The organism is Nocardioides sp. HDW12B, from assembly GCF_011299595.1.
Lineage (GTDB): Bacteria > Actinomycetota > Actinomycetes > Propionibacteriales > Nocardioidaceae > Marmoricola_A.
The window spans coordinates 2048335-2065622 of record NZ_CP049867.1; the positions used below are offsets into that span (position 1 = coordinate 2048335).

At 72.5% G+C, this 17288-nt stretch carries 14 protein-coding genes; 2 read left to right on the plus strand and 12 right to left on the minus strand.

The features are described from left to right. Positions 1–185 precede the first annotated feature (185 nt). The 7 genes from G7072_RS09585 to glpD all read right to left on the minus strand — a co-directional run bounded on the left by G7072_RS09585 (position 186) and on the right by glpD (position 9512). The gene (locus tag G7072_RS09585) at positions 186–1271 is read right to left on the minus strand and encodes an alpha-hydroxy acid oxidase (RefSeq protein ID WP_240917234.1); all 1086 of its coding nucleotides are present in this window, start codon (positions 1269–1271) and stop codon (positions 186–188) included. 66 nt (positions 1272–1337) lie between these two features. Beyond that, positions 1338–2630 (minus strand): tyrosine--tRNA ligase, encoded by a 1293-nt coding sequence (gene tyrS, locus G7072_RS09590; RefSeq protein WP_166089932.1) that lies wholly within the window; start codon positions 2628–2630, stop codon positions 1338–1340. Positions 2631–2687: 57 nt separating this feature from the next. Beyond that, positions 2688–4223: an OFA family MFS transporter gene (locus G7072_RS09595; protein ID WP_166085782.1), complete on the minus strand. Its 1536-nt coding sequence runs from the start codon at positions 4221–4223 to the stop codon at positions 2688–2690. A gap of 89 nt (positions 4224–4312) precedes the next feature. Continuing rightward, entirely contained in the window at positions 4313–5422 is a 1110-nt protein-coding gene (locus tag G7072_RS09600) for a zinc-binding dehydrogenase (RefSeq protein WP_166085784.1), read from the minus strand. A 186-nt stretch (positions 5423–5608) separates the two neighbouring features. Continuing rightward, positions 5609–6328: a DNA-3-methyladenine glycosylase gene (locus G7072_RS09605; RefSeq protein ID WP_166085786.1), complete on the minus strand. Its 720-nt coding sequence runs from the start codon at positions 6326–6328 to the stop codon at positions 5609–5611. Then, positions 6325–7719, minus strand: a complete 1395-nt coding sequence (argH, locus tag G7072_RS09610) for an argininosuccinate lyase (RefSeq protein ID WP_166089934.1) — start codon at positions 7717–7719, stop codon at positions 6325–6327. The genes G7072_RS09605 and argH overlap by 4 nt, the downstream gene beginning before the upstream one ends. A gap of 74 nt (positions 7720–7793) precedes the next feature. Next, positions 7794–9512 (minus strand): glycerol-3-phosphate dehydrogenase, encoded by a 1719-nt coding sequence (gene glpD, locus G7072_RS09615; RefSeq protein WP_166085788.1) that lies wholly within the window; start codon positions 9510–9512, stop codon positions 7794–7796. Positions 9513–9722: 210 nt separating this feature from the next. On the opposite strand from glpD, the gene G7072_RS09620 reads away from it, so the two are divergent. Continuing rightward, positions 9723–10445, plus strand: a complete 723-nt coding sequence (locus G7072_RS09620) for an MIP/aquaporin family protein (protein WP_166085791.1) — start codon at positions 9723–9725, stop codon at positions 10443–10445. Between the two features lie 87 nt (positions 10446–10532). Beyond that, positions 10533–12059, plus strand: a complete 1527-nt coding sequence (gene glpK / locus G7072_RS09625) for a glycerol kinase GlpK (RefSeq protein WP_166085793.1) — start codon at positions 10533–10535, stop codon at positions 12057–12059. Positions 12060–12176: 117 nt separating this feature from the next. On the opposite strand, the gene argG is transcribed toward glpK, so the two are convergent. Genes argG through argB form a run of 5 tightly spaced genes read right to left on the minus strand, consistent with a single transcriptional unit; the run spans position 12177 to position 17266 of the window. After that, positions 12177–13610, minus strand: a complete 1434-nt coding sequence (gene argG, locus G7072_RS09630; protein WP_166085795.1) for an argininosuccinate synthase — start codon at positions 13608–13610, stop codon at positions 12177–12179. Continuing rightward, complete coding sequence (locus tag G7072_RS09635; protein ID WP_166085797.1) at positions 13607–14164, minus strand: arginine repressor; 558 nt, start codon at positions 14162–14164, stop codon at positions 13607–13609. The genes argG and G7072_RS09635 overlap by 4 nt, the downstream gene beginning before the upstream one ends. Next, positions 14161–15111, minus strand: coding sequence for an ornithine carbamoyltransferase (gene argF, locus G7072_RS09640; RefSeq protein ID WP_166085799.1), 951 nt, complete (start codon positions 15109–15111; stop codon positions 14161–14163). The genes G7072_RS09635 and argF overlap by 4 nt, the downstream gene beginning before the upstream one ends. Next, entirely contained in the window at positions 15108–16286 is a 1179-nt protein-coding gene (locus G7072_RS09645) for an acetylornithine transaminase (protein WP_166085801.1), read from the minus strand. Before G7072_RS09645 ends, argF begins: the two co-directional genes overlap by 4 nt. After that, positions 16283–17266, minus strand: a complete 984-nt coding sequence (gene argB, locus G7072_RS09650; RefSeq protein ID WP_166085803.1) for an acetylglutamate kinase — start codon at positions 17264–17266, stop codon at positions 16283–16285. The genes G7072_RS09645 and argB overlap by 4 nt, the downstream gene beginning before the upstream one ends. Positions 17267–17288 lie beyond the last annotated feature (22 nt).

Genomic DNA, 17288 nt, shown 5'->3' on the forward strand with positions numbered 1-17288 from the left:
TCCGTGGTGGGCCCTCCGACCTCACGGTCAGGAGCACCCGATCTGACGGACGTCAGTGGTGGGGCTGGTCTACCTGGGGGCCGGCCGCCCGACCTCTCGGTCTTGCGTCCCGCCGCTCCCTGGCGACATGGAAGACACTAGGGGGCGCTCTCGCCGCCGGTCAAATCGAGCGTCCGTGCCCACTGTCACAGCGTCGTCCCGGCCGGTGGAGCCGGTCCTGCGGCCGTCGTCGTGGTAGTGCGCAGGAGGTCGCCGGTCACCGCGGTCCATCCGGCGGCCCCGGCCAGCGTGAGTCCCTCGCGGAGGTCCTCGGTCACCGCTCCCAGGACGTGGCGCACCCCGTCGTACCCGTCGGCGGCCAGGCCCCAGAGCACCGGACGCCCGAGGAAGACGGCGTCGGCGCCCAGCCCCCGCGCCACCAGGGCGTCCAGCCCGGAGCGGATGCCGCCGTCGGCGTACACCTCCGCACCCTCTCCCTCGCTGCCGGCGCCCCCGACCTCGGCCGCGATCTCGGCCAGCACCTCGGCGACCGCGACGGCGCGGTCGAGCTGGCGCCCCCCGTGGTTCGACACCCACACCGCACGGGCGCCGGCGTCGACGGCGCGCCGGGCGTCGGCCGGGTGCAGCACGCCCTTGACGACCACCGGCACCCCGAAGCGACCGGCCAGCCAGGCGACGTCCTGCGGACCGAGGTCGCGGGCCTTCTCGGCACCGTCCTCGGTGAAGTTGCGCCGCACCCAGGACGGGTCCGTCACCTCCCAGACCGAGCGCTCCCCCTGCTCCTTGCGCGCCACCACGGGGGTGTCCGCGGTCAGCACGACCGCCCGCGCGCCGGCGTCGACGGCGCGCTGCACCACGTCGGTGGTGCGCGTCCGGTCGGAGGTCACGTAGAGCTGGAGCCACCAGTCGACCCCGGTCGCCGCCACGTCCTCGAAGGTCGAGCCCGCGTTGCTCGAGAGCACCAGCAACGCCCCCTCCGCGGCGGCCGCCCGGGCCGTCGCCACCTCGCCGTCGGGGTGCGCAGCGCGCTGGAGCGTGGTGGGCGCGATCCCGACCGGGGTCGACACGTCCGTCCCGAGCAGACTCGTGCTCAGGTCGACGTGGGTGACGTCGCGCAGCACGCGCGGCACCAGCCGGTGGCCCGACCACGATCCCTCGGCCTCGGCGGCGCTCAGACCCGCGCCGGCACCCTGCGCGAAGTAGCGGTGGACCTCCTCGGGCAACCGGGGCCGTGCACGCTCCTCGAGCTCACGCAGGCGGGGCAGGGGCACGACGGACTCCTCGAGGCTGCTCGGCACCCGTGGGTGCTGCCCGGCTCGCGGGCGGGACGGGACGGTTCACACCGGACGGACGCCGGCGAAGCTCTTCTTCCCCCGACGGAGCACCCACCAGCCGCCCGCCACGAGGTCATCGTCACCGGGGCGGAGGTCGGGGTCGGTCACCCGCACGTTGTTGAGGTAGGCCCCGCCCTCACCGACGGTGCGACGCGCCGCACCCCGGCTCTCGGACAGACCGGACTCGACCAGGAGGTCGACGACCGTGGGCTCGGAGCTGCGGGCGACCTCGGTGCCGCCCGCCTCGCTCAGGGCTGCTCCCAGCGTGGCGGCGTCGAGCGACGCCAGGTCGCCGCCACCGAACAGCGCCGCGGCGGCGGCCTTGATGCGCTCGGTCTCCTCGAGCCCGTGCACGGTGGAGGTCACCTCGTGCGCCAGCGTCTTCTGCCCCGCCCGCAGGAAGGGCTTGTCGGTCGTCTGCTGCTCGAGCTCCTCGATCTCCTCGTGCGAGAGGAAGGTGAAGACCCGGAGCAGCTCGCCGACCTTGGCGTCCTCGACGTTGAGCCAGAACTGGTAGAAGGCGTAGGGCGACATCATCTCGGGGTCCAGCCAGAGCGCTCCCCCCTCGGTCTTGCCGTACTTCGTGCCGTCGGCCCTGGTCATCAGTGGCGTCGCGAACGCGTGGACCCGCGCACCCACCGAGCGCCGGATCAGCTCCACGCCACCGGTCAGGTTGCCCCACTGGTCGGACCCGCCGAACTGCAGCCGCACGTCGTGGCTGCGGTGCAGCTCGAGGAAGTCCAGGGACTGCAGCAGCACGTAGCTGAACTCGGTGAAGGAGATGCCCGACTCCAGCCGGGACCGCACCACCTCCCGGGCCAGCATCCGGTTGACCGGGAAGTGCTTGCCGACATCGCGCAGGAAGTCGAGCGTCGACAGGTTGGCGGTCCACTCGTAGTTGTCGACCATGGTGGCGGCGTTCTCGCCCTCGAAGGACAGGAACGGCTCGATCTGGCCGCGCACCCGTCCGACCCACTCCCGGACGGTCTCGACCGGGTTCATCGTGCGCTCGCCGGACTCCTTGGGGTCGCCGATCATGCCGGTCGCCCCGCCCACCAGGGCGTAGGGCACGTGCCCCGCCTCCTGCAGCCGGCGTGCGGTCAGCACCTGGACGAGATGGCCCATGTGCAGGCTCGGTGCCGTCGGGTCGAAGCCCACGTAGAAGCGCACCGGGCCGGCGTCCATCTCCTCGCGCAGGGCGCCGAGGTCGGTGGAGTGCGCGATGAGACCGCGCCACACGAGGTCGTCGAGCAGGTGCTGCTGGGACACGGACCAGCCTCTCGGTCGGGGGGCCATGACCGTCATGACCCCGCCCTAGCCTGCCGTATCGGTCCGGCCAGGCCGAACCGCGTCTCAGCCGAACAGGGTGGTGGTCTTCCGGGCCGTCTCGATCAGGCCGTAGAGCAGCGGACCGCCCACGACCACCCACGCGATCGCCGCCAGCAGCGGCTTCTTGCTGTGGGTGCTCTCCTGCGTGGTGAGCTGCGCGTCGTCCCGGTCGGCCGCTCGGTCCCCCGCGTCGGCCCGGTCGGCCTCCTGGAACTTCTCGGCGACCGGCCGGACGAGCAGGTTGGCGACGAAGCCGACCGCGAGGATCGCCACCATCGTGAAGAAGGCGGGCCGGTACGCGTCGGCGGTCAGCTCGCCAGGCGTGCCCTCGGCGTCGAGGAAGCCGTTGATGATGAGGGGCCCCACCACGCCCGCGGCGGCCCAGGCTGTCAGCAGGCGTCCGTGGATGGCGCCGACCTGGAGGGTGCCGAAGAGGTCCTTGAGGTAGGCCGGGATCGTGGCGAAACCGCCGCCGTAGAAGGAGATGATGACGCCGGCGATGAGCACGAAGACGAGCGTCGACGAACCGCCGACGACGGCCAGCGCTGCGTAGAGCAAGGTGCCGAGCCCGAGGTAGACCATGTAGATCGCCTTGCGGCCCACGGCGTCGGAGGTGGACGACCACACGAAGCGGCCGAGCATGTTGCACACCGACAGCAGCCCGACGAAGCCGGCGGCCGCAGCCGAGGAGACGCTGGTCTCGCTGCCCTCGCGGAAGAAGTCCTGGATCATCAGCGAGGCCTGCTCGAGGATGCCGATGCCAGCCGTGACGTTGCAGAACAGCACCGTCCACAGCAGCCAGAACTGCGGGGTGCGCATCGCGTTGTTGACGGTGACGGACGCGGTCGTCTTCATCGCGTCCTTCTCGTCCTCCTGCGGCGACCAGCCCTCGGGCTTCCAGTCGTCGGCGGGCACCTTGACGAGGTAGGCGCCGAAGAGCATGACCACCAGGTAGACCACGCCGAGGACGAGGAACAGGCTGGCCACGGCCGAGCCGTCGGCCACTGAGGTGACGTCGGTCGGGTCGAAGCTGCCGTCGAAGGAGGCCAGGAGCTTGCCGCTGACCGCCGAGGCGACCAGGGCGCCGCCGCCGAAGCCCATGATGGCGAGCCCGGTGGCCAGGCCCGGACGGTCGGGGAACCACTTCATCAGCGTGGAGACCGGGGAGATGTAGCCGATGCCCAGGCCGATGCCGCCGATCACGCCGTACCCGAGGTAGACCAGCCACAGCTGGGTCGAGGCGATGCCCGCGCTGCCGATGAGGAGACCGGAGGACCAGCACACCGCCGAGGCGACCATCGCCCGGCGGGGGCCGCCGCTGTCGACCCAGGTGCCGAACAGGGCGGCCGACAGGCCGAGCATCACGATCGCGATCGAGAAGATGAACCCGATGTTGGTCAGGCTGGTGTCGAAGTGGGCGACCAGCGAGGCCTTGTAGACGCTCGTCGCGTAGACCTGGCCGATGCACAGGTGGATGGCGAGCGCCGCCGGGGGGATGAGCCAACGGTTGTAACCCGTCGGAGCGACGGTCTTCTCCCGAGCGAGGACGTCGATCGCCATGAATTCTCCTGGTCTGGGCACATTGACATCACAGGCTTTCCCGTTGAACGCCGTTCAAAACCTCAGGCCCGTCCGGGCGGCTCCGCGGGTCAGCGTCGCGGCCGCACCACGATCTTGCCGACGTGGCTGCGGGTGGCCAGCTCGGCGTGGGCCTCGTGGATCTGCTCGAGGTCGAAGGTCCGGGCGACCCGCGGAGCCAGCGACCCGGCCCGCGCCTCCTCGGCGAGGGCTGCGAAGTGGGCCGCGGTGTGCATCGTCGAGCCGACGAGACGCCGGTTGCCGAGGTAGAGCCGCCGGAGGTCGAGCCGCACGACCGGGTCGGCGACGGCACCGGCCACCACCCACCGTCCGCCCTCGCGCACCTGCGGGAGCAGCGCGTCCAGCTGTGGACCGGCCACCACGTCGATCACAGCGTCCAGCCCGTCAGGGACGAGACCGGCCAGCCCCTCACCGCTCCGCGGGACCACCGCGTCGGCGCCGGCCTCCCTGACCAGCTCCTCCTTGCCCGCGCTCGTCTGGGCCACGACGCGGCACCCCCGGGCCGCGGCCAGCTGGACGGCGGCGAGCCCCACACCACCGGACGCACCCGTCACCAGGACGGTCTCCCCCGCGACGACCTCGCCGCGCTCCAGCATCCCCATCGCCGTCCCGTAGGCGATCGGGAGGCAGGCCAGCTCCTCGTCGGTGAGGGGCGAGCCCGTCATGTCGTGGACGTGCTCGGCGTCGACGACCACGAGCTCGGCGAAGCCGCCGTCGTGCTCGCTGCCTAGCACGGCCACGAGGCGCGGCTCGCGTCGCGGGCTCTCGCCGTGGGCACCGCCGTGGGCACCGCCGTGGGCACCGCCGTGGGCGCCGCCGTGGGCACCGTCACGGGCACCGGGGTCGTCGAACGTCGCCGGGTCGACGAGCACCCGCCGCCCGACGAGGGCAGCGTCGACGCCCTCACCGACGACGTCGACCGTGCCGGCCACGTCCGCGCCCTGGACGCGCGGGAAGTCGACCGGCCCGAGCCACCCGGCCAGCGCGTCCGGGTCCCCCGGCAGTCCGTAGGCACCCTCGCGCGTCCACAGGTCGGTGTTGTTGGTGGCGGCGGCCGACACCCGGACGAGGACCTGTCCCGGTCCCGGGCGCGGGTCCGGCACGTCACGCAGCTCGACCGCCTCCGGTCCGCCGAATCGGGTCAGCACCGCAGCGCGCATATGGCCTCCTGGGTCGGGGTGAGGCGGAGTCTGGCACGCGGTGCAGGGCTGTGGCGCTCCTGGCCCGTCGACGCTCGGGAGCGGCGCCACTCGGGAGCCACGCCGTTCAGGAGCCACGCCGCTCAGGTGCGGTGCGACGCAGCAACGGTGCCACTCAGGATCGGCGGCGCTCAGGAACGGTGACGCTCAGGAACGGCGGCGGCCGACCGGCGCGGCAGGGCGGTACGTCGACACCGTCGCCTCCCCGGTCAGCCAGAACCGCCACGGCCTCTCGGGCGCGCCCCGCAGACCCACCCGGGGGCCGCTCGACACCGCGTCGGCCCCGACGGCCGGGCCCGGGACCAGGACGGGACCCGGCTCGACGACGGGCCCCTGCTCGACGACGGGCCCCCGCTCGACGGCGGGATCCCGTTCGACGTCTCGCCCGCCCTCGTAGCCGGTGAGGTCCGCCCCGTCATGTCGCCGGTCGATGCCCAGCGCCTGGCACAGCCGCGCCGGGCCGCGCGCGAGGTCGCGGTCGGGCGGCGTGCGCCCACCCGACGACGTCCGGCGGGCGCGGGCCACCTCGAGGCCCTCGACCACCTCGCCCGCCCGCAGCAGCACGGCGGCGGCCTCACCCTCGCCGGCCACGACCACGTTGCAGCAGTGGTGCATCCCGTAGGTGAAGTACACGTAGAGCCGCCCGGGCGGTCCGAACATGACGGCGGTCCGCTCCGTCCGGCCCCGGAAGGCGTGGGAGCCCGGGTCGTCGGCGCCGGCGTACGCCTCGACCTCGGTGATCCGCACGGCGACCGGAGGGTCGGCTCCGCCCGCGCCGCCGTGGCGCAGCGTCGAGCCGAGCAGACGGGGCGCGACCTCGAGGACCGGGCCGTCCAGCAGCTCCGCGAGGGACGGAACCCGGCTCACCCGATCCAGGTCCGGTGGTCGGCCACCGTGGCGCGCAGCTCGGCGAGCTGCTCGCGCACGCGGTCCGGAGCCGTGCCGCCGCGACCGTCACGGCTCGCGACCGAGCCCTCCACGGTCAGCACCTCACGCACCCCCGGCCCCAGCCGCGGGTCGATGGCGGCGAAGTCGTCGTCGGTCAGGTCGGCGAGCTCGGTCCCCCGCTGCTCGCACACCCGGACGCACGCGCCGGCCAGCTCGTGCGCCTCCCGGAACGGCACCCCCTCGCGGACCAGCCACTCGGCGACGTCGGTGGCGAGCGAGAAGCCCTGGGGCGCCAGCTCGGCCATGCGCGCGGTGTCGAAGACCAGCGTCGCGACCTGGCCCGTGAAGGCCGGCAGCAGCACCTCCAGCGTCGTGACCGAGTCGAGGACCGGCTCCTTGTCCTCCTGCAGGTCGCGGTTGTAGGCCAGCGGCAGCGCCTTCAGGGTGGCCAGCAGGCCCGCGAGGTTGCCGATCAGCCGGCCCGACTTGCCGCGGGCGAGCTCGGCGATGTCGGGGTTCTTCTTCTGCGGCATGATGCTCGACCCGGTCGAGTAGCCGTCGTGCAGGCGCGCGAAGCCGAACTCCTTGGTCGCCCAGAGGATGACCTCCTCGGCCTGCCGCGAGACGTCGACGCCGATCATCGCCAGCACGAAGGCGATCTCGGCCACCACGTCGCGCGACGCGACGCCGTCGATGGAGTTGGGGGCCGAGCCGTCGAAGCCGAGGTCGCGCGCGACCGCCTCCGGGTCGAGCCCGAGGCTGGTGCCGGCCAGCGCGCCGGAGCCGTACGGCGAGTCGGCGGCGACCCGCGCGTCCCAGTCACGCAGCCGTGCCACGTCCCGCACCAGCGGCCAGGCGTGCGCCAGCAGGTGGTGGCTCAGCAGCACCGGCTGGGCGTGCTGCAGGTGCGTGCGCCCCGGCATGATCGCGCCGAGGTGGGCGTCGGCCTGGTCGCTCAGGGCGTCGACGAGGTCGAGCACCATCCCGGCCACCGTGCGCGCGTGCTCACGCAGGTAGAGCCGGAAGAGCGTCGCGATCTGGTCGTTGCGGCTGCGGCCCGCACGGAGCTTGCCGCCCAGGTCGGGTCCGAGCAGGTCCACCAGCCCGCGCTCGAGCGCGCCGTGGACGTCCTCGTCGCTCGGCGCGGCGGTGAACGACCCCTCGGCGACGGCCCGGTCGAGGTCGTCGATGCCGGTGAGCATCCGCGCCAGCTCGTCGTCGGTGAGCAGCCCGGCGGCGGCCAGCACCCGGGCGTGGGCCCGCGACCCCGCGAGGTCGTAGGGCGCCAGCACCCAGTCGAAGTGGGTGCTGCGGCTCAACGCCTCCAGCGCCGGGCTCGGACCGCCGTCGAAGCGGCCGCCCCAGAGCATGCCGCTGTTCGTCGTACCGGGGGCCTCGCGCGTCGTGTCGTCCACGGCCCAAGCGTGTCAGACCCGGCCGCGGCTCAGGTGAGCGCCCGTCCCACGCTGCGCGCGCGCACGTCGGGCGCCGCGAGCCGCTCGGCGTTGGCCTCCTGGTCCTCGGCCTCGGTCTGCGACTCACGCTCGGCGGTGACCCGGGCCTCGTAGGCGCGGACCTCGTCGTCGACGCGCTCGGCGTCCCACTGCAGCGCCCCGGCCACCAGCTCGGCCACGGGCCGCGCGCACTTCACGCCGCGGTCCTTGGTCTCGATGGAGATGCGCGTGCGGCGTGCGAGCAGGTCGTCGAGGTGCAGGGCGCCCTCGTGGACCGCGCCGTAGAGCAGCTCGACCTTGAGGTACTCCTCCGCGCCCGGCACCGGCTGGGCCAGCGTCGGGTCGTCGGCGATCATCGCGAAGAGCTCCTCGACGAGCGAGCCGTAGCGGTCCAGCAGCCGCTCGACGCGCCACACCGGCAGCTCGCGGCGCCGCGCGATCGTCTCCACCTGGTTGCTGAGCGCGTGGTAGCCCTCAGCCCCCACGAGCGGGATGTTCTCGGTGACGCTGGGCGGCACCGATCCCGGCAGGTCCGGGCGGGCGGCGTCCACGGCGTCCTCGGCCATCACCCGGTACGTCGTGTACTTGCCGCCGGCGATCGAGATGAGCCCGGGCTGGGGCCGGGCCACGGCGTGCTCGCGCGACAGCTGCGAGGTGCTCTCGCTCTCGCCCTTGAGCAGCGGCCGCAGGCCGGCGTAGACGCCCTCGATGTCGTCGTGCGTCAGCGGGTGCGCGAGCACCGTGTTGACGTGGTCGAGGATGTAGTCGATGTCGGCGCGGCTCGCCGCCGGGTGCGCGCGGTCGAGCTCCCAGTCGGTGTCGGTGGTGCCGACGATCCAGTGCATGTGCCACGGGATGACGAACAGCACCGACTTCTCGGTGCGCAGGATCAGCCCGGTCTCGGAGTTGATGCGGTCGCGCGGCACCACGATGTGCACGCCCTTGGAGGCGCGGACCTTGAACTGGCCCCGGCCGCCGGCGAGCTCCTGGACGTCGTCGGTCCACACGCCCGTGCAGTTGACGACCACGCTGGCGCGCACGGTCGCCGTACGCCCGGTCTCGACGTCGCACACGGTGGCACCGACGACCCGCTCCCCCTCGCGCTCGAGCGACTCCACGCGGGCGGAGTTGAGGATGCGGGCGCCGTACGACGCCGCGGTCCGGGCGACCATCAGCGTGTGGCGCGCGTCGTCGGCCTGGGCGTCGTAGTAGAGCAGGGCTCCGGCGAGGGCGTCCTTCTTCAGCCCGGGCACCATGCGCAGCGCCTTGGTCTTCGTCAGCTGCTTGTGGCGCGGGACGGAGCGGGCGCCGCCCATCGAGTCGTAGAGGGTGAGGCCGGCGGTGACGTAGGGCCGCTCCCACACGCGGTGCTTGAGCGGGTAGAGGAACGACACCGGCTTCACGAGGTGTGGGCAGATGCGGGTGAGCATGAGCTCGCGCTCCTTGAGCGCCTCGCGCACCAGCGTGAAGTTCATCTGCTCGAGGTAGCGCAGACCGCCGTGGAACAGCTTGGAGCTGCGCGAGGACGTGCCGGAGGCGTAGTCGCGCTGCTCCACCAGGAGCACGCTGAGGCCGCGCGTCGCGGCGTCGAGCGCCACGCCGGCACCGGTCACCCCGCCGCCGATCACCAGCACGTCCACCGGCTGGTCGGCCAGGGACTCCCAGGTCTGCTCGCGTCGGTCCAGGTCGAGCCGTGCCGGTGCCACCATCGCGCCGTCTCCTTCACGAGAGGGATCACGTCGCCGCGCGGTCCGCGGCCTCGCTGCGCCCAACCTATGCCCCGAGGCCAGCCGGGTGAACCTCCCAGGATTTCCCAGGGGCAACCCTGGCGCTCCGCCCACACATGTCTCTACGGTGAGTCCCGCGGAGTGACTCCGCTCACACGTCCCCTGTCCCACGGGGGAGGACGAAAGGACAGCATGTTCACCGACATCTTCCTGCCCGAGGTCCTGGGCACCGCGACGCTGCTGCTCCTCGGCTGCGGAGTCGTGGCCAACGCCGTGCTGCCGAAGACCAACGGCTTCGGCGGCGGCTTCCTGATGATCAACTTCGGCTGGGGCATCGCGGTGTTCTCCGGCGTCTACGTCGCCGTCAAGTCCGGTGCGCACCTCAACCCGGCCGTGACGCTGGGGCTGTGGGCCGCCGGCGACTCGGGGCTCTCGGTGGGCGACATCCTCGTCTACATCCTGGCCCAGGTCATCGGAGCGTTCATCGGCGCCGTGCTGGCGTGGGCGGCGTACAAGAAGCACTTCGACGACCCCGAGGCCGACGAGGGCTCCAAGCTCGGCGTCTTCTCCACCGGTCCGGGCATCGCCGCACCCGCGTGGAACGTCGTCACCGAGGTCATCGGCACCTTCGTGCTGGTCTACGTGATCATCGCCTTCGGGTCGACCCCGAGTGGCCTCGGGCCGTTGCCCGTGGCCCTGCTGGTCGTCGGCATCGGCGCCAGCCTCGGCGGGCCGACCGGCTACGCGATCAACCCGGCTCGTGACCTCGGACCCCGCATCGCCCACGCGATCCTCCCGATCCCGGGCAAGGGCTCGAGCAACTGGGGCTACCAGTGGGTGCCGATCGTCGGCCCCATCGTCGGCGGCATGCTCGGCGGGTTCGTCGCGGCCGCCGTCGGCTACCCGGCCGCCTGAGGACCGGACCACCGCCCCGGCAAGGACTCACCGCACGCACCGCTCGTCCGACCGCACACCAACCGACCTCATCGGAGGCTTCACCGCATGGCTGACAAGACATACATCCTCGCGATCGACCAGGGAACGACCAGCACCCGCGCCATGGTGTTCGACCACAGCGGAAGCGTGGTGAGCGTCGACCAGGTGGAGCACGAGCAGATCTTCCCCAAGGCCGGCTGGGTCGAGCACAACGGCATCGAGATCTGGGAGAACACCCGCAAGGTCATCGGCGGCGCGCTCTCGAAGGCGAACCTCAACAGCAAGAACATCGCGGCGGTGGGCATCACCAACCAGCGCGAGACCGCGATGGTCTGGGACAAGAACACCGGGGAGCCCGTCTACAACGCCATCGTCTGGCAGGACACCCGCACCCAGAAGATCGTCGACAAGCTCGCCGGCGACGCGGGCCCGGACAAGTACAAGGAGACCGTCGGCCTGCCGCTGGCGACGTACTTCTCGGGCCCGAAGGTGATGTGGATCCTCGAGAACGTCGAGGGCGCGCGTGAGAAGGCCGAGGCCGGCGACCTGCTCTTCGGCAACACCGACACCTGGGTGCTGTGGAACCTGACCGGCGGCGCGGAGAACGACGGCGTGCACGTCACCGACGTCACCAACGCCAGCCGCACCATGCTCATGGACCTCGAGACGCTGTCGTGGGACGAGTCGATCGCGAGCGACATGGGCATCCCGATGTCGATGCTGCCCGAGATCAAGTCCTCCTCCGAGGTGTACGGCGAGTGCAAGCCCGGCGTGCTCAACGGCACCCCCGTCGCCGGCATCCTCGGCGACCAGCAGGCCGCGACCTTCGGGCAGGCCTGCCTGGAGAAGGGCACCGCCAAGAACACCTACGGCACCGGCAATTTCATGCTGCTCAACACCGGCGAGGAGAAGGTCCCGAGCGAGAACGGCCTGCTGACGACCGTCTGCTACAAGATCGGCGACCAGAAGCCGGTCTACGCGCTCGAGGGCTCCATCGCGGTCACCGGCTCGCTGGTGCAGTGGGTGCGCGACAACCTCAAAATGATCAAGGACGCCTCGGAGATCGAGGAGCTCGCGGCCAGCGTCGACGACAACGGCGGCGCCTACTTCGTGCCGGCGTTCTCCGGTCTGTTCGCCCCGCACTGGCGCTCCGACGCCCGCGGCGCGCTGGTCGGTCTGACCCGCTACGTCAACCGCGGCCACATCGCCCGGGCGGTGCTGGAGGCCACGGCCTTCCAGACCCGCGAGGTGCTCGACGCCATGAACGCCGACTCCGGGGTGCCGCTGACCGAGCTCAAGGTCGACGGCGGCATGGTGGTCAACGAGACCCTCATGCAGTTCCAGGCGGACATCCTCGGCGTCGACGTGGTCCGGCCGAAGGTGGCCGAGACGACGGCCCTGGGCGCGGCGTACGCGGCCGGTCTGGCCGTGGGCTACTGGGAGAACGACGAGGACATCACCAACAACTGGGGCGAGGACAAGCGCTGGACCCCGAACATGGACGACGACGAGCGCGAGCGGCTCTACCGCAACTGGAAGAAGGCGGTCACCAAGACGCTCGACTGGGTCGACGACGACGTCGACTCCGACTGACCGCTCCCCCGGGCACCAGACCCCGACACGGCCCCGCGTCGGCGCGCAGAGAACGGCGCACCACTCTCGAGGTGGTGCGCCGTTCGCGTGTCCCGGGCTGCCCGGTCGCGCGACGGATCAGTCGGAGCCGAACTCGAACGCGGCGGCGTCCAGGGCGGCCTGCTCCTCGTCGGTGGCGGCGGCCGGGTTCACCGCGATCAGCTCCGCGCCACCCCGCTCGAGGCCCTTGAGCAGGGTGCCGTGCTCGACGAGCACGTTGCCCTGGTCGAGCGGCTGCGCGGCGTACTGCTCGAGCTTGGCGCGGGAGTCGGCGATGTCGAGGTTGCGCATCGTCAGCTGGCCGATCCGGTCCGTCGGGCCGAAGGCGGCGTTGTCGGTGCGCTCCATCGACAGCTTGTCGGGGTGGTAGGAGAACGACGGGCCGTCGGTGGCGATCACCGAGTAGTCCTCGCCGCGCCGCAGCCGCAGCGTGACGTCGCCGGAGACGAGCGAGGCGATCCAGCGCTGCACGGCCTCGCGCAGCATCATCGCCTGCGGCTCGAGCCAGCGGCCCTCGTAGAGCAGCCGCCCGAGACGACGGCCCTCGAGGTGGTAGCTCTCGATGGTGTCCTCGTTGTGGATGGCGTTGAGCAGGCGCTCGTAGGTGATCCACAGCAGCGCCATGCCGGGTGCCTCGTAGATGCCGCGCGACTTCGCCTCGATGACGCGGTTCTCGATCTGGTCGGACATGCCGAGCCCGTGGCGGCCGCCGATGGCGTTGACCTCGCGCACCAGCGCCACCGGGTCGTCGTACGACGTGCCGTTGACGGCGACCGGGCGTCCACCCTCCCACCGGATCGTGACGTCCTCGGTCTCGATGGCCACCGAGGGGTCCCAGAACTTCACACCCATGATCGGCTCGATGCTCTCCAGGGAGACGTCGAGGTGCTCGAGGGTCTTGGCCTCGTGGGTGGCGCCCCAGATGTTGGCGTCGGTGGAGTAGGCCTTCTCCTGGCTGTCGCGGTAGGGCAGGCCGCGCTCGGTGAGCCACTGGCTCATCTCGGCGCGGCCGCCGAGCTCGCTGACGAAGTCGGCGTCGAGCCACGGCTTGTAGATCCGCAGCGCGGGGTTGGCCAGCAGGCCGTAGCGGTAGAACCGCTCGATGTCGTTGCCCTTGAACGTCGAGCCGTCGCCCCAGATGTCGACGCCGTCCTCGTGCATGGCCTGCACCAGCATGGTGCCGGTGACGGCGCGGCCGAGCGGGGTGGTGTTGAAGTACGTGCGGCCCCCGGAGCGCAGGTGGAAGGCCCCGCACGCGATCGCGGCGAGCCCCTCCTCGACGAGCGGGCGGCGGCAGTCCACCGCGCGCGAGATCTCGGCGCCGTAGGCCTTCGCGCGTGCCGGCACGCCGGAGACGTCCGGCTCGTCGTGCTGGCCCAGGTCCGCGGTGTAGGTGCACGGCACCGCGCCCTTCTCGCGCATCCAGGCCACGGCGACGGAGGTGTCCAGCCCGCCGGAGAAGGCGATGCCGACGCGCTCGCCGACGGGGAGGGAGGTGAGGACCTTGCTCATGGGGTGGGGGTCTCCAGACTGTCGGTGGTGAGCTCGGGGGGTGTCTCGGGGGTGGCCAGCTGCACGAAGCGGCGGGCCAGGGCGTCGCCGCCGGCGGGGTCGCGGCCGATGACGAGCACGGTGTCGTCGCCGGCGATGCTGCCCAGCACGTCGGACCACTCGACCCGGTCGATGGCCGAGGCCAGGAACTGCGCCGCGCCCGGCGGGGTGCGCAGCACGACGAGGTTGGCCGAGGAGTCGGCGGTGGCCAGCAGCTCGCCCAGCAGTCGGCCCAGCCGGGCCTCGGCGGCGCCGGTCTCACCGGCCGCCCGCGGGGTGCGGTCGCCGCCCTCGGCGGGCACGGCGTACACCAGCGAGCCGGAGGCGGTGCGAACCTTGACGGCGTCGAGGTCGAGCAGGTCGCGCGACAGGGTGGCCTGGGTGACGTGGAGGCCGTCGCCGGACAGCAGCTCTCCGAGCTCGCCCTGGCTGCGGACCTCGTGGCGGGTCAGCAGCTCGACGATCTTCTGCTGGCGCGCGTTCTTGGTCGTCGGGACCAGCGCGGGGGTGGTCACGAGGCGCCTCCCGCGGCTGCGGCCCGCAGCAGCCAGACCAGCACCGCCTTCTGGGCGTGGAGCCGGTTCTCGGCCTCGTCCCAGACGACGCTCTGCGGTCCGTCGATGACGTCGGCGGCGATCTCCTGGCCACGGTAGGCGGGCAGGCAGTGCAGCACGATCGCGTCGGGCTTCGCGTGGGCCAGCAGGGCGGCGTCGAGGGCGTAGGGGAGGAACGGCGCGCTGCGCTCGGCCGCCTCGTCCTCCTTGCCCATCGACACCCAGGTGTCGGTGGCGACGACGTCGGCGCCGGTCACGGCGGCGACCGGGTCGGGCTCGACGGCCACCGAGCCGCCGGTCGTCGCGGCGATCTCCTGGGCGCGGCCCACGATCGCGGGGACCGGCCGGAAGCCGTCGGGGCCGGAGACGGTGACGTGCATGCCGGCGGTGGCGCCGGCGAGCAGGTAGGAGTGGCCCATGTTGCAGGCCGCGTCGCCGAGGAAGGTCAGGCGCTGGCCGGCCAGGTCGCCGCGGTGCTCGCGGACGGTCAGCAGGTCGGCCAGCAGCTGGCACGGGTGGAACTCGTCGGTGAGCGCGTTGACGACCGGCACCCCGGCGTACGCCGCCATGGCGTCGATGCGCTCCTGGCCGTAGGTCCGCCACACGACCGCGGCGACCTGACGACCCAGCACGCGCGCCACGTCCGGCACGGACTCGCGGGTGCCGATCTGGGCCAGCGAGCCGTCGACGAGCATCGCCGAGCCGCCGAGCTCGGCCACCCCGGCGCTGAAGGAGACCTGGGTGCGCAGCGTCGGCTTGTCGAAGATCAGCGCGACGGCCCTGCGTGCTCCGAACGGGGACTCCGGGACACGGTCGGCCAGACGCGCGGCCTTCAGCTCGAGCGCGAGGTCGAGCACCTCGGCCTGCTCGGCAGGGCTCAGGTCGTCGTCACGCAGGAAGTGCCTCATGCGGTCTCCTCCTCGTACGCAGCGGCGAGGATGCCGGGCCAGGCGGCCAGCAGCTCCTGGCCCTGCTCGTCGGTCAGCACCAGCGGCGGGGCCATGCGGATCCGGTCCGGGGCGCAGTCGTTGACGATGAAGCCGGCGTCCATCGCGGCGCGGGCGACAGCGGTGGCACGGGGCTCGGACAGCGACAGCCCGATGAACAGCCCCGCGCCCCGGACCTCGGTCACGTGCGCGTGGGCCAGCCCGCGACGCAGGGTCTCCCCCAGCTCGGTGGCGTGCGCGAGCAGCCCCTCCTTCTCGACGGTGTCGAGCACGGCGAGGGCGGCGGCGCAGGCGACCGGGTTGCCGCCGAAGGTGGTGCCGTGGTTGCCGGGGCCGAGCAGCCGCCCGGCCTCGCCGAGCCCGATGCAGGCGCCGATCGGGAAGCCGCCGCCCAGCCCCTTGGCCAGGGTCACCACGTCGGGCGTCACGCCGCTGGCGGTGTGGGCCAGCCAGGCGCCGGTGCGACCCATGCCGCTCTGGATCTCGTCGAACCACAGCAGCGCGCCGTGCGCAGAGGTGATGCGGCGCGCGGCGGCCAGGTAGCCGTCGGGCGGCGAGACCACGCCGGCCTCGCCCTGGATCGGCTCGAGCACCACGGCCGCCGTCTCCTCGGTGACCGCCGCCTCGAGGGCCGCCTCGTCGCCGTACGGCACGAAGGTGACGTGTCCGGGCAGCGGCTCGAAGGGCTCGCGATAGGCCGCCTTCGACGTCAGCGCCAGCGCGCCCATGGTGCGCCCGTGGAAGGCGCCCGCGGCCGCCACCAGGTGGGTGCGACCGGTCCGCCGGGAGAGCTTGATGGCGGCCTCGTTGGCCTCGGTGCCGGAGTTGGTGAGGAAGACCCGGCCTCCGTCCGGGGCGTCGAGGAGCGCGAGCAGGCGCTCGGCGAGCTCGACCTGCGGACCGGAGGTGAAGAAGTTCGAGATGTGCCCGAGGGTGCCGAGCTGCTCGGTGACCGCGGCGAGCAGCGCCGGGTGGGCGTGGCCCAGGGCGTTGACGGCGATGCCGCCGAGAAGGTCGACGTAGCGGCACCCGTCCTCGTCCCAGACCTCCGCGCCGCGGCCGCGTGCCAGCACGAGCCGGGGCGTGCCGAAGGTGTTCATGACGCTCTCGGAGTAGCGCTCGAGGGTGGTGCTCATGCCGAGACCTCCTTGGTCGGGGCGGGGGCCGGTGCCGGGTCGGGGGCGACGCTGGTGGCGTACTTCGCGCTGCGGATCTTCGTCGGTACGCCGGGCAGCACCTGGGTGCCCACGCCCTCGTCGGTGAAGATCTCCAGCAGCACGGCGTGGGGCTCGCGGCCGTCGATGACGGTGGCCCGCGGGACGCCGGCGGTGACGGCCTGGAGCAGGGCCTTCATCTTCGGCACCATGCCCGACGACAGCGACGGCAGCAGCTCGCCCAGCGCCTCGGGGCTGATCTCCCCCACCACGTCGGTCGAGCTCGGCCAGTCCTGGTAGAGCCCCTCCACATCGGTGAGGACGAGCAGCTTCTCGGCCCCCAGCGCGGCGGCCAGCGCGGCCGCGGCGGTGTCGGCGTTGACGTTGTGGACGACCCCGTCGACGTCGGGCGCGACCGACGAGATGACCGGGATGCGTCCGGCCTCGACCAGGTCGAGCACCGCCTCGGGGCGGACGTCGCTGACCTCGCCGACGAGGCCGAGGTCGACCTCCTCGCCGTCGACCACGGTGTTGGTGCGGGTGGCGGTGAAGAGGCCGGCGTCCTCGCCGGAGAGGCCGACGGCCAGCGGGCCGTGCTCGTTGATGAGCCCGACCAGCTCGCGCTGCACCTTGCCGACGAGCACCATGCGGACGACGTCCATGGCCTCCTCGGTGGTCACCCGCAGGCCGCCCTTGAACTCCGAGGCGATCCCGAGCCGGTCCAACATCGAGGAGATCTGGGGGCCGCCGCCGTGCACGACGACCGGCCGGAAGCCGGCGTACCGCAGGAAGGCGACGTCCTCGGCGAAGGCGCGCTTGAGGGTCTCGTCGGTCATGGCGTTGCCGCCGTACTTCACCACGATCGTCTTGCCGTGGTAGGTCTTCAGCCACGGCAGCGCGCCGGCCAGCACGGCCGCCTGCGCCGTCGCGCGGCTCCAGCTCTCGCTCTGCTGCTCGTCCATCTCGGTGCTCCTCCGCTCGGCC

Coding starts and splice junctions, on each gene's coding strand:
- tyrS (WP_166089932.1), bottom strand. CDS start 2,630: ATGGCCCCCCGACCGAGAGGCTGGTCCGTGTCCCAGCAGCACCTGCTC.
- G7072_RS09595 (WP_166085782.1), bottom strand. CDS start 4,223: ATGGCGATCGACGTCCTCGCTCGGGAGAAGACCGTCGCTCCGACGGGT.
- G7072_RS09600 (WP_166085784.1), bottom strand. CDS start 5,422: ATGCGCGCTGCGGTGCTGACCCGATTCGGCGGACCGGAGGCGGTCGAG.
- argH (WP_166089934.1), bottom strand. CDS start 7,719: ATGCTCTGGGGCGGCCGCTTCGACGGCGGTCCGAGCCCGGCGCTGGAG.
- glpD (WP_166085788.1), bottom strand. CDS start 9,512: ATGGTGGCACCGGCACGGCTCGACCTGGACCGACGCGAGCAGACCTGG.
- G7072_RS09620 (WP_166085791.1), top strand. CDS start 9,723: ATGTTCACCGACATCTTCCTGCCCGAGGTCCTGGGCACCGCGACGCTG.
- glpK (WP_166085793.1), top strand. CDS start 10,533: ATGGCTGACAAGACATACATCCTCGCGATCGACCAGGGAACGACCAGC.
- argG (WP_166085795.1), bottom strand. CDS start 13,610: ATGAGCAAGGTCCTCACCTCCCTCCCCGTCGGCGAGCGCGTCGGCATC.
- argF (WP_166085799.1), bottom strand. CDS start 15,111: ATGAGGCACTTCCTGCGTGACGACGACCTGAGCCCTGCCGAGCAGGCC.
- G7072_RS09645 (WP_166085801.1), bottom strand. CDS start 16,286: ATGAGCACCACCCTCGAGCGCTACTCCGAGAGCGTCATGAACACCTTC.
- argB (WP_166085803.1), bottom strand. CDS start 17,266: ATGGACGAGCAGCAGAGCGAGAGCTGGAGCCGCGCGACGGCGCAGGCG.